At 75.6% G+C, this 16,010-nt stretch carries 5 protein-coding genes; all 5 read left to right on the top strand.

Annotated elements, in window-relative coordinates; translation table 11 throughout:
• A partial coding sequence (locus ACFW6A_RS06510) for a condensation domain-containing protein (protein ID WP_386639105.1) occupies positions 1-3,453 on the top strand: 3,453 nt, incomplete at its 5' end.
• Between the two features lie 137 nt (positions 3,454-3,590).
• Positions 3,591-4,646: a TauD/TfdA family dioxygenase gene (locus tag ACFW6A_RS06505; RefSeq protein ID WP_351847381.1), complete on the top strand. Its 1,056-nt coding sequence runs from the start codon at positions 3,591-3,593 to the stop codon at positions 4,644-4,646.
• A gap of 140 nt (positions 4,647-4,786) precedes the next feature.
• Positions 4,787-7,831 (top strand): amino acid adenylation domain-containing protein, encoded by a 3,045-nt coding sequence (locus tag ACFW6A_RS06500; protein WP_386639102.1) that lies wholly within the window; start codon positions 4,787-4,789, stop codon positions 7,829-7,831.
• On the top strand, positions 7,828-14,331 hold the full coding sequence (locus ACFW6A_RS06495) for an amino acid adenylation domain-containing protein (RefSeq protein ID WP_386639099.1): 6,504 nt from the start codon (positions 7,828-7,830) through the stop codon (positions 14,329-14,331). Before ACFW6A_RS06500 ends, ACFW6A_RS06495 begins: the two co-directional genes overlap by 4 nt.
• Positions 14,328-15,956 (top strand): cyclic peptide export ABC transporter, encoded by a 1,629-nt coding sequence (locus ACFW6A_RS06490; protein WP_386639096.1) that lies wholly within the window; start codon positions 14,328-14,330, stop codon positions 15,954-15,956. The genes ACFW6A_RS06495 and ACFW6A_RS06490 overlap by 4 nt, the downstream gene beginning before the upstream one ends.
• The last annotated feature ends 54 nt before the right edge of the window (positions 15,957-16,010 follow it).

The raw sequence follows: 16,010 nt of genomic DNA, 5'->3' as shown, positions 1-16,010 counted from the left end.
CGTACGGGTGATCTGGTGCGGTTCGGTGCGGGTGGTGTGCTGGAGTTCTGCGGTCGGGTCGACGAGCAGGTCAAGGTCCGCGGGTTCCGGGTGGAACTGGGCGAGATCGAGGCCGCCGTGCGCGGCGCGGCCACCGTGGCCGACTGCGCGGTGGCCGCCGTGGCCCCGCCCGGCGGCGGCGAGGCGCGGCTGGTGGCGTACGTCGTCGCCCGGGCCGGCGCCGTCTGCGACCCGGAGGCGGTGCGGGCGTGGGTGGGGGAGCGGCTGCCGGGGCACATGGTGCCCGTGGCGGTGACGGTCCTGGACGCCTTGCCGTTGTCGCCGAACGGCAAGGTGGACCGGCGTGCGTTGCCGGCGCCTGCGTGGGAGGCGGCGGAGGAAGGTTTCGTCGCGCCCCGCAGCGAGGTGGAGCGGCGGCTGGCCGAGGTGTGGTGCCAGGTCCTGGGCCTGGAGCGGGTCGGCGTCCACGACGACTACCTGGCACTGGGCGGAGACTCCATCCTGTCCATCCAGGTCGTCGCCAAGGCCCGCAGGCTCGGCATCCACGTCACCCCGCCCCAGATCTTCCGGTACCCGACCATCGCGGCCCTCGCCCCGCACGTCGCCACCGGCGCGGCGGCGGGCACCCGCGGCCACGGGGAGGGCACCGACGCGCTCAGCCCGATCCAGCGGTGGTTCCACGACCTGGAACTGGCCGCACCCGACCACTGGAACATGGACGTGCTCCTCGACGTCCGGACCCGGGTCCGGCCCGACGAGCTGACCGCCGCGCTCAACGCGGTGGCCGGCGCGCACGAGGCGCTGCGCACCCGCTTCGTGGACGGCGGCGACGGCGGCGACGGGGGCGACGGCGGCGTACGTGCCGTGGTCGACGCGGCGGTCGAGGTCCCGGTGGAGCACAGCGACCTGTCGGCCCTCCCCGCGGCCGAGGCCGAGGAGCGGCTGCGCGAGCTGGCCGACGAGCTGCACACCCGGCTGGACATCGCACGCGGCCCGCTGCTGCGGGCGCACCTGGCCGACCTGGGCCCGCAGGTCCCGCAGCGGCTGCTGCTCGTCGCCCACCACCTGGTCATGGACGCCGTCTCCTGGCGGATCGTCCTGGAGGACCTGGAGTACGCGCTCGACGCCGCACGGAACGGCCGCGCCGTCGAACTCCAGCCCGAAGGCACCACGCACCGGCAGTGGACCGCCGAACTGCGCCGCCGGGCCCTCGACCCCCAGGTCCTCGGCCGGGTCCGCACGGACCTCGCCGACCTCGCCGAACTCACCGGAACCGCCGGGCCGGGGACGGCCCGCCCCGCACCCGGGATCGAGGGAGCCTCGTGCCGGGCCCGGCGGGAACTGACCGCCGAGCAGACCGAGGAGCTCCAGCGGGCCCTCGTGCACCGGCTCGGCGGCACCCTCGAAGAGGGGCTCATCACGGCGGCCGCCCGGGCCCAGTCCCGGCTGTCCGGCCGCGCCGCGGTCGTCCTGGAGCTGGAGAGCCACGGCCGCGAGGCCCTGCACCCGGACATCGACCTCTCCCGCACGGTCGGCTGGTTCACCACCCTGGCCCCCTTCCCGGTGGCCGTCGCCCAGGACGGCCCGCTCGGCACCCTGTGGGACGTGCGCGGCCGGCTGAGGGAGCTGGTGCACCGGGGCATCGACCACGGCGTGGTCCGGCACCTGGCCCACGACGCGGAGTCGGCCCGGCGCCTGGAGGCGCTGCCCGCACCCGACCTCGGCTTCAACTACCTGGGCCGGGTCAGCACCCTCTCCGTCCCGGACGCCTCGCTGGAACTCCGCCGGCCCGGCTTCGGCCAGGTCCGCGACCCGCGCGGGACGCGTCCGGCCGCGGTCCTGGTGGAAAGCCTCGTCACCGACGGCCGCCTCGCCGTCGACGTCGAGCACACCGGGCAGGCCGCCGCCGACGCCCTCGCGGACGCCGTCCTGGACGAGCTGCGCGCCCTGGCCGCGGAGCCGGACGCCCCCGCGCTCACCTCCGGGCTGCGGCACGGCACCGCCCCGGTCGACGCCGTACGCGACTGGGCCGCGCGCTGGGGAGACCTGACGGCGGTGTGGCCGCTCACGCCGACGCAGGAGGGCATGCTCTTCCGCAGCCTGGCCGAGGACGGCGCGGCGGGCGGCGGGGTCTACGTCGAGCAGCTCGTCTGCGTGCTCGAAGGCGACATGGACCGCGAGGCGTTCGCGCGGGCCTGGCAGGCCGCCGTCGACCGGCACGCCGTGCTGCGCGGCACGTGCGTGTGGCAGGACGTGCCGCGTCCGCTCCTCGTGGTGCCCGCCGCACGCGAACTGCCCGTCGCCTTCCTCGACTTCGCGGAAAACGGTACGGACGGGGACCGGGCCGCCCCGGCGGACCCGGAGGCACGGCTCGACGCCTTCGTGCGCGAGGACCGGCACGCCGGCTTCGACCTGCGCGAGGGGCCGCTCGCACGGCTCGCCGTGATCCGGCTCGCGGACGGCCGCTGGGCCTTCGTGTGGACCAACCACCACGTGCTGTTCGACGGGTGGTCCCTGCCCATCCTCCTGGGCGAGGTGCTGGAGCACTACACCGCGAGCCGCGGGGGAGAGGTCCGCGCGCTCGCCCCCGCGGCCGACTTCGGCACCTTCGCCCACTGGATGGCCCGTCAGGACCCGGACGCGTCCAAGGACTTCTGGACCGGTGCCCTGGCCGGCTTCACCCCGGCGCCGCTCGCCCCGCAGGCGGACGCGCCCGCGGTCCACCAGGACCACGTGGTGAAGCTGCCGGCCGCCGACACCGCGCGGCTGCGGGAGACCGCGGCACGCTCCGGCGTCACCCTCGGCGGGGCGGTCCACGCGGCGTGGGCCCTCGCCCTCGCCGCCGAGACCGGCACCGACGACGTGGTCTTCGGCAGCGTCGGCTCGGGGCGGCCCACGGACCTCGAGGACGCGGACCGCATGGTCGGCATGTTCATCAACACGGTTCCGCTGCGCACCCGGCTGCCCGCCGCCGTGCCCGTCGGCACCTGGGCCAAGGACGTGCAGCAGGCCCTGAACCGGGCACAGGACCACATCCACACGCCCCTCGCCCGGATCGCCGTGTGGAGCGGGCGGACCAGCTCGTCCGGGCTCTTCGACACCTCCGTCATCGTGGCCAACTTCCCCTTCGCCGACCTGGGCGAGGGACTTCCCGGGCTGTCGGTGGCACGCTCCGAAACGCTGGAGCAGACCGAACTCCCCGTCACCGTCTCCGCCGCCCCCGAAGGGGACCGGCTCGTCATCGCCCTCAACCACGACACCGTCCGCGTCCCCACCGACCGGGCCGCCGCCCTCGCCGACCGGCTCCGACTCGCCCTGACGGCACTCGCGGACGGCACCGCGACCGTCGGCGAGGTCCTCGCCGGGCTGCGGGAGCGGGCCCGGGACGAGCGCGCCGCGAGCCGCGCCCGCCGGGCGGCCCGCCTCGGCCGGCCCACCCGCCCGCGCGGCTGAACCCGCCCCTCCACCCGTACCCCTCTCCGCGCCCGCCACCGGGCCGGTGGCACCGGCCCCGTCCGTCCGGCCCGCCTCGGCCCGCCCGGATGTCGCGCACGCCCGCACGGGCCTTCGACAACCTTTCGGAGAAACACATGTCCCGTACGTCCCGCATCTCCCGAGAGCCGCTCAGGCGGCAGTCCCTGACGGACGCGTCTGCCGTCGCCTTCGGCCCCCTGGAGCCCGAGGCGCTGCCCGTCCTCGCCACCGCCCGGCGCCCCGGCGTCCCGCTGACCCTGTGGGTCCGCGCCAACAGGGACCTCGTGCGCGAGCGGCTGCACCGGCACGGCGCGGTGCTGTTCCGGGGCTTCGACGAGGGCGCCGACGCCCTGCGCCCGGTGGTGGAGGCCGTCGGCGGGGACGACGCCCTCGCCTACCAGGACGGCGCCACGCCGCGCAGCGAGCTGGGCGACGGCATCTACTCCTCCACCGAGTACCCCGCCGACCAGACCATCGAGATGCACAACGAGTCCTGCTACAGCTGGAGTTGGCCGCGCATCCTCGGCTTCGCCTGCGCGCTGCCGCCGGAGACCGGCGGGCAGACCCCGCTCGCCGATTCCCGCAAGGTGCTGCGGCGGCTGCCCGCCGAGCTGGTCGCCCGCCTGGAGCGGCACGGGGTGAGCTACGTCCGCAACTACACGCCGGGCGTCGGCATTCCCTGGCAGGACGCCCTGGGCTGCGACGAGAGCGGCCTGGACGCGTACGCCGAGCGCACCAGGGTGCGGGTGGAGCGCGTCGCGGAGGACCACCTGCGCACCGAGGCCGTGCGGCCCGCCGTCGTCAGGCACCCGGACACCGGGGAGTGGGTCTGGTTCAACCAGGCCACCAGCTTCCACGTGAGCACCATCGGGGACGACCTGGCCGCCGAACTGATCGGCCAGGTCGGACCGGAGCGGGTGCCCAAGACCAGCAGGGCCGGCGACGGCGGCGAGTTCACGCCGGCCGAACTCGACGCGGTGCGCGGCGCGTTCGCCGCGGAGTCGACGTCCTTCGACTGGCAGCGCGGCGACGTGCTGGTCGTCGACAACCTGCTGGCTTCGCACGGCAGGGCGCCCTTCACCGGAAAGCGGGAGATCCGCGTGGCCATGGCGGCCGCGGCGGACTGGCGAGACGTGGAGACCCGGCCGGCACGGGCCGCGGCCCACGCGTAGTACGGCACCACCACACACACGAACGGGGAGAGACGGTGAACACGGCTACGCCCACAGCGGCCGCATCAACGGCGTCCGCTCCCGCCGCGGAGACGTTCCGCGCGGGACCGCACCAGCACGACGCCACCCGGGACGACACGGTGACGACCCTCGTCCTCGAAGCCCCGGCCCCGGTGCCGGAGGCACGGCTCGCCGCCGCGGTCGAGACCGTCACGCGGCGGTACGAGGTGCTGCGCACCGAACTCGTGCCGTCCCCGGCGGGCGGCCCGCCCACCCAGCGCGTCCTCGCCGGCCCGCTGCCCGAGGGCCCGGAGAAGCCCTGGACCGCCGCTCCGGCGGCCGGCGGCCGGATCGAAATCGCCGCGTCGGCACGGATCCTGGACGCGGAGGGCCTGGTGCTCCTCGCGGAGGAGCTGGGCCGCGCGCTGGACGGCGGACCGGCCGGAGCGCCCGGCCCCGCCGCCGGAACGGACGAGGAGGAGCCCCTCCAGTACGCCGACGTCGCCGAATGGCTGCACGAGGTGCTGGCCGACCCCGACGCGGCGAGCGCCCGCGCGGGCCAGGAGAAGGCGCACGGCGGATTCGACGACGTCGACGAGACCGTGGCCCGGCTGCGGTCGTCGGCCCCCGGCCGGCCGGCCGCGGACGACGGCGCCGCCGCGGAGGCGGTGAGGGAGGTCGTCCTCGCGGGCCCGGAGGACGCCGCCGACCGCGAGGCGCTGCTCCTCGCCGCGTGGCTGGTGGTCCTGCACCGGTTCGGCGGCGCGCGGGCACTCGCCGTCCGGGTGCGCACCGGACTGCGCGAGGTCCCCCAACTCGCCTCGGCCATCGGCCCCCTGGACACCTGGCCCGCCGTCCGGCAGGAGTTCGACGCGGCGCGGACCTTCGGCGACGTGGTGGCCGAGGTGCGGGCGGCGCGCGCCGCGCAGCGCGAGGGCGTCGAGCTGATCGGCGACCTGTCCGCGGCGACCGCCCCGCTCGCCTTCTCCTACCACGAGGCGCCGGAGCGCGCGGGCGGATGGTCCGTCGTCTCCCTCTCGGCACGGGGCACCGGGCCGGGACTCCGCCTCTCCGCCGTGCGCCGCGGCGACCTGGTCGCACTCCGCCTCGACGGCGCCGACCGGGCCGCGCTCGGTCCGGTGGTGACCGGCCGGATCCTGGACGCCCTCGCCGCCGCCGTGGAGCAGGGCGCACGGGAGCCCGCCACGCGGATCGGCCGGATGGCCCTCGGCGTCCCCGCCGCGCCGCTCACCACCCCCGCGACCCCCACCGCCGCCGGCTGGGCGGACGCCACCCTGCCCGAACTGATCGCCCGCGCCGCCGCCCGCGCGCCGGAGGCGACCGCGGTGCGGTGCGCCGAGCGGGAGCTGACGTACGGGCAGCTGCTCGCCGGGGCCGACCGCCTGGCCGGAAGGCTCGGCACGGACCACCGGAGCGTCGTCGCCGTCGTGGTGCCGGACCCGCTCGGCCGCCTGGTCGCCCAGCTGGCCGCGCTGCGCACCGGCGCCCCCTACCTGGTGGTCGACCCCGACGACCCGGCCGAACGGATCGCCGCCCTGCTGGCCGACGCGTCCGCCCGGGTCTGCGTGGCCACGGCGGACACGGCCCCCCTGGTGGACGGCGGCGGCACCCGCCTGGTCCTCCTCGCGGAGGACGGCGACGGCGGACGGGAGACGGAGGACGACGCCGCCCGCGACCGTGCCGGACGGGGCCGCGAGGACGGTGCGGCCTGCGGCCCGGACGACCTCGCCTACCTGCTCTTCACCTCCGGCTCCACGGGCCGCCCCAAGCCCGTCGCCGTCACCCACCGCAACGTGGTCAACTACCTCGGCTGGCTCGCCGACGCCGGCCTGATCGGGCCGGCGACGGTGCTGCCCGCGACCGCCGCGCCGGTCTTCGACGCCTCCGTCAAGCAGGTGTGGGGCCCCCTGGTCCTCGGCGGCACGGTCGTGCTGCCGCCCGCCGGGGAGCGGCCCGCCGACACCCTGGCCGCGGCGCTCACCGGCACCGGGACGGGCGCCGCCGTCACCACCGTCAACACCGTCCCCCGGCTGTGGGACGAGACGCTGCGGACCCTGGAGACCGCCGGCGGCGCACCCGGCCCGCGCGAGCGGCGCCTGGACGTGCTGCTCGGCGGCGAGGCCCTCACCGCCGACCTGGTGGAGCGCACCCGCCGGCTCCTGCCGGGAGCGCGCCTGTGGAACCTGTACGGGCCGTCCGAGACCACCGCCAACGCCAGCGCGGGAATCGTCACCGGCGACCGCGTCGGCCTCGGCACCCCGGTCGGCGGCACCACGCTCCACGTGCTGGACGAGGCGATGGCACCCGTGCCCCACGGCGTGATCGGCGAGCTGTACGTCGGCGGCGCCGGGGTCGCCCGCGGATACGCGGGCCGGGGAGGGCTGACCGCCGAGCGGTTCGTGCCCGACCCCTTCTCCGGCGCGGAAGGCGCCCGCCTCTACCGCACGGGCGACCTCGTCCGCCTCGGCGCCGACGGCCTGCCGGAGTTCTGCGGGCGGGCCGACGGCCAGCTCAAGGTGCGCGGCTACCGCGTCGAACCCGGCGAGATCGAGGCCGTCCTGCTGCGGCACCCCGCGGTGGCCGCCGCCGTCGTCGACGCGCGCGACGACCGCCTGGTCGCCTGGGTGGTGCCGGGCCCGGACGGCCCGCCCACCGTGGCGGAACTGCGCGAGCACTGCGCCGTCCTGCCCTCGTACCTGGTCCCGCAGCTCTTCGTCGCCCTCGACCGGATACCGCTGACGGCCCAGGGCAAGACCGACCGGCGCGCGCTGCCCGACCCTGCGGACGGACACCTGGAGCAGGGCGGGGAGTTCACCGCCCCGCGCACCCCGGTGGAGAGGGTCGTCGCCGAGATCTGGCGCACGGTCCTCGGCACCGCCCGCGTGGGAGCCCACGACAGCTTCTTCGCGCTCGGCGGCGACTCGATCCGCGCCATGCACACCGTCGCCCGCGTCCGCGAACTGATGGGCACCGAGATCCCCCTGCGCGAGCTGCTCGGCGCCCCCACCGTCGCAGACCAGGCGAACCTGCTGCTCGCCCACGACCGGGACGGCTCGGTCCGCGAGTTCGCCGAGGCGTTCGCCGCCCTCGACGACACGGCCGACGAGACCGACCCGAACCCCACCGCCGACTCCGCCGACGACGCCCCCGAGGACCAGATATGAGCGATTCCGAACGTCTCGAACGAGCCCGGCGCGCCCTGGCCGCCCGCCGCCCCCGGCAGGCCGCCACCTCCCGTGTGCCCCGGCGGCCGGACCCCACACAGGTCGTCCTGTCGGAGTACCAGCTCCAGCTGCGGACGGCACACGTCCTCGACCCCACCGGCAGCGCCTACACGGTGCCGGCCGCCCTCGACATCGAGGGACCCCTGGACGCCGGCGCGCTGACCCGGGCCTTCGACTGGCTGCTCGCCCGGCACGAAGGGCTGCGCCTGGTCACCGAGGACGTGCGCGGCAAGGTGCACGCCCGGCTGCTGCCCGCGCTGCCCCCGCTGCGCCGCGTCGACCTGACGCGCACCCACGAAGCCGACCCGTCCGCCGCCGAGCGGCGCCGGGACGAGCTGACGGAGTCCGAGCTGCGCACCCCCTTCGACCTGGACGGCGGCGCGCCGCTGGCGCGCGGCCTGCTGATCGCCCTGGCGCCCGAGCGCCACCGCCTGGTCGCCGCCTTCCACCACCTCGTCGTCGACGGCCTGTCCGTGAGCGTCCTCATCCAGGAACTCACCGCCGCCTACGAGGCGTTCCGCACCGGCGGCGCTCCGCCGGCGGCACCCGAAGGCCCCTCGTACACCGACTACGCCTGGTGGGAGCGGCACAGCGGGGACGCGCCCGCCCGGGAGGCCTCGGTGGCCCACTGGCGGAGCCGGCTGGAAGGCGCTCCGCGCGGCCTGAGCCTGCCCTTCGACCACCCGCGCCCGGACACCCCCGGCCACCAGGGCCGCCACCTGGTGCGCGGCACCGGGCCCGTGCTGCGCGACCGCGTGGAGAAGTTCGCCGCGGGCTGCGGCGTGTCCGTCTTCGCCGTCCTGTACGGCGCCTGGCGGGCGGTGCTGCACCGTGCGGCCCTCACCGACGACCTGGTGATCGGCGTCCCCGTCGCCAACCGGGTGCGGCCCGAACTCCACGGAACCGTCGGCCCGTTCATCAACACCCTGCCGCTGCGCAGCCGGCTGCGGGACGGCGCGACCCTGCGCGAGCTGGCCCAGGAGTCGGCGGCCGCGATCGCGGAGTCCCTCGACCACCAGCACGTGCTCACCGCCGAGGTGACCGCGGCGGTCGGCGGCAGCACCGGATCCCCGCTGTTCGGCGCCATGTTCGCCTACCTCGGCGAGGACCGCTCCGGGCTGCGCCTCGGCGAGGCCGTCATGACGCCGGTGGCCGCCGAGACCGCCTCGTCCAAGACCGACGTCACGCTCAGCGTGGCCGGCCGGGGCGACGACTTCGAGCTGATGCTGGAGTACGACACCGAGCTGCTGCGCGAGTCCACCGCGGCCTCCCTCCTCGGCGCCTGCGTACGGCTGCTCACCGAGGGGCTCGCCGCCCCCGACCGCGCCGTACGGCTGCTGCCCCTGGCCGAACCGGGCGAGCAGGCGGGCCCGCTGATCGAGCCCGTGGTCGAGCACGCCCTCGACCGGGCCCTTCTGCGCTCCGTCGCCCGCCACCCCGAGCGCACCGCCCTGCGCTGGCGGGGCGAGACCGTCTCGTACGCGTCGCTGGCGGACCGCACCGAGGCCCTGGCGCGGCACCTGGTGGCGCAGGGAGTGCGGCCGGGCGACCGCGTGCCGCTGCACCTGGAGCGCGGCCCCGCCCAGGTGGTGGCGATCCTCGCCGTCCTGCGGGCGGGCGCCGCCTACGTCCCGATCGACCTGCGCAATCCCGCGGACCGCGTCCGGCACGTCCTGGAGGACAGCGGCGGCCGCATCGTGGTCTGCGGCGAGGAGGGCGCGGCCGGCCTCGGCGAGGGCCTGCGGCAGGTGGCCGTCGACGCGCACGGCCGCCCCCGCGCCGAGCTGGACACCACCGGCACCGAGCTGCCCGGGCGGCACCCCGGTGACGTCGCCTACGTGATCTACACCTCGGGCTCCACCGGCGTCCCCAAGGGCGTCGAGGTCGCCGACTCCCAGGTGCTGCGGCTGTTCTCGTCGACCGCCCGGCGCTTCGGCTTCGGCGCCGACGACGTGTGGAGCTTCTTCCACTCGTACGCCTTCGACGTGTCCGTCTGGGAGCTGTGGGGCGCCCTGCTGCACGGCGGCGAGCTGGCCCTGGTGCCGGACGACACCGCCAAGTCGCCGCAGGACCTGCTCGCCTTCGTGGAGCGGCACGGCGTCACCGTGCTCAGCCAGACCCCGACCGCGTTCAAGGGAGTGGTGGCCGCCGACGCCGCCGAGGGCTCCACCCGTGAACTCGCCCTGCGCCACGTCGTCTTCGGCGGCGAACGGCTGGACGTGAACACCCTGCGGCCCTGGATCGAGGGGCGCGGCGACCGCGCCCCCGTCCTGGTGAACATGTACGGCATCACCGAGACCACCGTGCACTCCACCTTCCGCGTCATCACCGCCGACGACCTGGGCGACCGCACCGGCAGCCCCATCGGCGTGCCGATCGACGACCTGTCCCTGTACGTCCTCGACGAGGGCCTCAACCCGCTGCCCCCCGGCCTGGTCGGCGAACTCCACGTCGGCGGGGCGGGCGTCACCCTCGGCTACTGCGGCCGCGGGGCACGCACCGCCGAGCGGTTCGTCCCCGACCCGTTCTCCGGCACCCCGGGCTCCCGCCTGTACCGCAGCGGCGATTTGGCCCGGGTCACCGAGGACGGAGAGTTCGAGTACTGGGGCCGGGCCGACGCCCAGGTGAAGATCCGCGGCTTCCGGATCGAACTGGGCGAGGTCGAGGTCGCCCTCGCCACCCACCCCGACGTCACGGCCGCGGTCGCCGACGTGCGCGGCGAACAGCTCGTGGTGTGGCTGGTGCCGGCCGAGGGCCGGGAGCTCCCCGCCGTCCCCGAGCTGCGCGAGCACGCGGCCGGGCTCCTTCCGACCTACATGGTGCCCGCCGTCTTCAGCGCGCTGGACAAGGTGCCCCTGACCGTCAACGGCAAGGCGGACCGGCGCGCCCTGCCCGACCCGGCGCAGACCAGGCTGGAGGCCGGCACCGCGTACACGGCGCCGCGCATCCCGCTGGAGGAGACCGTCGCCGGCGTGTGGGCCGACGTCCTCGACCTCCCGCGGGTCGGCGTGCACGACAACTTCTTCGCGCTGGGCGGCGACTCGATCCGCGCGGTGGAGATCACCGGCGCGCTGCGCGCCCTCGGCCACGAGACCCGCGTGCACTCCGTGTTCCGGCACCAGACCGTCGCCGAGTTCGCGGCCCACCTCACGGAGGGGCGCTCCGACTCCCTCGACCGGGCCGAGCCGTTCGAGATGATCGGCGCCGACGACCACGCCGCGCTGCCCGCCGACGCGGAGGACGCGTACCCGCTGACCGCCACCCAGGCGGGCATGCTCTACCACCTGCACCTGCACCCGGAAGCGGGCATCTACCACAACACCGTCAGCGTGCGGATGCGCGGCCGGCTCGACACGGAACTGCTGCGCCGGGCCATCGCCGACACCATGGCGCGCCATCCCGTCCTGCGCACCAGCATCTCCATGGACGGCTACTCCGAACCGCTGCAGATCGTGCACCGCGACGCGGAGCCGCGCCTGTCCTGCTTCGACCTGTCCGGCCTCGACGCGGACGCACAGGCCGCCGAGATCGACGCCTTCGTCGCCCGCGAGCGGGCCGAGCACCTCGAACTGGAGTCGGCCCCGCTGCAGCGGCTCGCCGTCCACCGGCTCGGCGGCGACGAGTTCCAGCTGACGGTCAGCGAGAACCACGCCATCCTCGACGGCTGGAGCTGGACCTCCACCCTCGCGGAGATCCTCGGCCGCCAGCACGCGCTCCTGGAGGGCGACCCCGCCTACGACCGCCGCTGGCCCGAACTGCCGCTCACCTACGCCGACTTCGTCAAGGCGGAACGGTCCGCCGCCGAAGGGGAGGACACCGCCGCGGTGTGGCGGGAACGCCTCGCCGACGCCGAGCCGCGGGCCATCGAGGACCTGCGCCCGGTCGGCACGCCCCAGGTGCGCCGCATCGAGGTCGACGTCGACGTCGAGACCTCCCGGCGCCTGGCCCGGATCGCCAAGGAGGAGGGCCTGCCCCTCAAGAGCCTCGCGGTGGGCGTGCACTTCAAGGTGCTCGCCGAGATCCTCGCCGTGACCGACCCGGTCACCGGCATGGTGCTGCACGGCCGCCCCGACCTGCCCGGCGCCAAGGACCTGCGCGGCCTGTTCATCAACATGCTGCCGACCTCGGTGACGGTGCCCGGCGGCAGCTGGCGGGACCTCGCCCGGCGCGCCTTCGACGAGGAGCGCTCCCTCCTGGAGCACCGGCACACCCCGCTGATCAGCGTGCAGCAGGCGCTCGGCAACGACCCCCTGTTCGACGTGGGCGTGAACTTCGTGCGCTTCCACGCGCTCGGAGAGGTCCTCGACACCGGCGTCGTCGAACTCGTCGGACACCACCCGGCGTCCGCCGAGGACACCAACTACGCGGTGATGGCCACCTACTCGATGCACCCGCCGGAGCACGAGCTGGGCCTGATCCTCGCCTACGACAGCGACAGGGTCTCCGACGACCGGGCCGCCGACCTCGCCACGATGTACGCGCAGGCCCTGCGCCGCTTCGCCGAGGACGCCGACGCCCCGCACGACGCGGCGAGCCTGCTGCCGTACGACGCCGGGGTCGCGGCCCGCAGGGCCGACGGAGGCCCGCTCGACGTGCCGGCCGGAACCCTGGACGAGGCCGTCGCCGCCGTCGCCGCCGCCCGCCCCGGCGCGGTGGCGGTCACCGGCCCCGGCGGCGCCCTCACCTACCGGGAACTGACCGAGCGGGCCGCGGCCGCCGCCGCCGGACTCGCCGCCTCGGGCGTGCGCCGCGGCGACCTGGTCGCGGTGGTCGCCCGGCGCGGCGTCGACCTCGTCACCGGCCTGCTGGCCGCGATGGCGGCGGGCGCCGCGTACGTGCCCGTCGACCCGGAGCTGCCCCTGGAGCGGATCGCCCACCTGATCCGCGACTCGGGCTGCCGCACCGCGCTCGCGGCGCACCTCACCGACGACGACGCCCCGCTGCTCGCCCTCCTCGCCGAGGAGGACGTCACCGTGCGCACCGTCGCCGACGCCGCGACCGCCCCGGGCGCCGTCCCGCAGCGGGCCGACGGCGACGACCTCGCCTACCTGATCTACACGTCCGGCTCCACCGGCACCCCCAAGGGCGTCGGCGTCACCCACCACAACGTCCTCGCCTACCTGCGGGCCTCCGCCACCGTGGTCGAGCCCACCGGGCAGGACGTGGTCGCGGTCCGCTCCACCTTCACCTTCGACCTGTCGGTCTGGGAGCTGTTCGCCGGCCTGGTGGCCGGCGCCCGCATCCACCTCGTGCCGGCCGACGTGGCGGCCGACGCGCAGCAGCTCCACGCCCACCTGCGCGCCGAGGGCGTCACCATGCTCGCCACCACGCCGACGATCGCGCAGGAACTGGCCGCGGTGGACGGCACCCCCGACACCGGCGGCGCCCCGATCGGGCTGCGGGCGCTGCTCCTCGCCGGCGAGGAGGTGGTGCCGGCCCGGTTCGCCGACTGGTTCGAGGGCCCCTCCGCACGCGACTGCCGCGTCCTGAACTGGTACGGGCCGACCGAGGCCACCGTGCTGATGACCGTCGCCGAACTCACCCCCGAGGTCACCCGCCGGCACCGCGCCCCCATCGGCGGTCCCGTCCCCGGCTCCACGATCTGGGTCCTCGACGAGCAGCTGCGGCCGGTGCCGCCCGGCGCCGCGGGCGAGTTGTTCATCGGCGGCGTCCAGGTGGCGCGCGGCTACTGGCGGCGCCCCGGCCTCACCGCCGAGCGCTTCGTGCCGGACCCGTTCTCCGGCGTCCCCGGCTCGCGCCTCTACCGGACCGGCGACCGCGCCCGGCACCGGGCCGACGGCCAGCTGGAGTTCCTCGGCCGCTTCGACAACCAGATCAAACTCCGCGGCCACCGCATCGAACTCGGCGAGGTCGAGTCCGTGCTGCTCGACCACCCCGGCGTCGCCGACTGCGTCGTCGTGGTGCACGGCGCCGCGGGGTCCTCGCCCCGCCTCGTCGCCTACGTGGTGCCCGAGGGGCCGGGGCTCGACCGGACGGAGCTGCGGACCCGGGCGGCCGGACGGCTGCCGAGGTACGCGCTGCCCGCCGCGGTCCGCCTGGTCGAGCAGATCCCGCAGACCGCCAGCGGCAAGCTGGACCGGCGCCGCCTGCCCGCCCCCACGGCCGACGACTTCCTGGGCACGTCGGGCAGCACGCAGGCGGCCAGGGACGACACCGAGCGGGCGCTGCTCGCCCTCTGGCACGAACTCCTCGGCCTGGACGGCCTCGGCATCCGCGACCACTTCTACGAGGCCGGCGGCCACTCGCTGCTCGCCACCCGGCTGCTGCTGCGCATCCGGCGGCAGTTCGGCGTGGCACTGCGGGTGCAGGAGGCCATGGCGGACTTCACCGTGGCGGGCCTCGCCGAGCTGATCAGGGAGGCGTCGGGGGAGAAGACCGAGGCCCCCGCCACCCCCGACCCGGAAGAAGGACGGCGATGAAGTTCCTCGCACTCCTCGTGAGCCGGTCGCGGGCCACGGTGATCGCGGCGCTGGTCGCCGGACTGGTGTCCGGCGCCGCCACCGTGGGCCTGATCGCCGTGCTCCAGCGGGTCCTGCAGCGGCTCGACGACCCCGGCACGCGGCTGATGGCCGCCTTCGCCGCGGCGGCGGTCACCGTGCTCCTCGCCGGGGCGTTCTCCTCCGTCCTGCTGATCCGCCTGGCGCAGCGCTCCATCCAGGAGCTGCGGATGGAGCTGTGCCGCCGGATCCTGGACACCGGCATGCGGCGGATCGAGAGCATCGGACCCGCCCGCCTGCAGTCCGCTCTCACCGACGATGTCCAGGTGATCACCGGGGCGGTCAGCAGCGTGCCCCTGCTGTCGATGAACGGCGCGATCGTCATCGGCGCCTTCGTCTACATCGGGGTGCTCTCGCTCAAGATGCTGCTCGGCATGGTCGTCGTGCTCGCCGTGGGGCTGGTGCTCTACCAGCTCCCGGTGCGCCGGGCCGGCGTCCACCTGCGCCGCGCCCGCGAGCACCAGGACGTCATGCACGGCCACCTGGAGAGCGTCACCCGAGGCGCCAAGGAGCTGAAGCTCGACCGCGAGCGCCGCGCCGCCGTCCTCGACGGCGGGGTCGGCGCCACCGGCCGGCTCCTGGTGCGGGACACCACCCGGGGCGTCTCCCTGTACACCGTCGCGGGTTCCTGGGGCCAGTTGCTCTTTCTCGCCTGCATCGGCATCATGCTGTTCGCCGGTCCCCGCTTCGGCATCCCCGCGGACGATCTGACCGGCTTCACCCTGGCCGTCATCTACATCAACACGCCGCTGGTCACGGTGCTCAACCTGATCCCGGCGATCGGCCGGGCGGGGACGGCGCTGCGCTCCCTGGCCGCCCTCGACCTGGGCGACGAGAGCGGCCTGCGGACGCCCGAGGCGCGGACCGGCGCGCAGGCCGCCGGGGCGGAAGTCCGGCTGCGCGACGCGGTCTTCCACTACGACTCCGGCTCCGACGACACCGACTTCCTGGTCGGCCCGATCACCGCCGACTTCGCTCCGGGCACCATCACCTGTCTGGTCGGCGGCAACGGCAGCGGCAAGACCACGCTGGCCAAGATGATCTGCGGGCTCTACCCGCCCAGCGGCGGCGAGATCAGCCTCAACGGCACGCCGGTGACGGGGGACCGGATCGAGGAGCTGCGGCAGAGCGTCGTCGGGGTCTTCTCCGACGTCCACCTCTTCCGCACCCTGCCGGCCCACCCGGACGCCGACGCGGAGGCCAACCGCCTGCTCGCCGAACTCGGCATGGCGGGCAAGGTGACGGTGCGCGAAGGGGAGTTCTCCACCATCGCGCTCTCCACCGGCCAGCGCAAACGCCTCGCCCTGGTCTGCGCCCTGCTCTCCGAGCGGCCCGTGCTGCTCTTCGACGAGTGGGCCGCCGACCAGGACCCGGAGTTCCGGGAGTTCTTCTACACCGACGTCCTCCCCGCCCTGCGCAAGCAGGGCAAGACGGTGATCGCCATCACCCACGACGACCGGTTCTTCGACATCGCCGACCGGATCCTCAAGCTCGACCGCGGCAGGATCGTCGACCCCGTGGCGGCGGCGGTGTCCGCCGTCTCCTGAAGTGCCGCGGCACCTGCCCGCCCGACCCGTCACCCCACACCCCGAGGAGCACAG

It is taken from the genome of Streptomyces sp. NPDC058758 (genome assembly GCF_042746075.1).
Lineage (GTDB): Bacteria > Actinomycetota > Actinomycetes > Streptomycetales > Streptomycetaceae > Streptomyces.
Note: the sequence above shows the minus strand (reverse complement) of the source record. Positions and strands in the feature narration are given on the sequence as shown.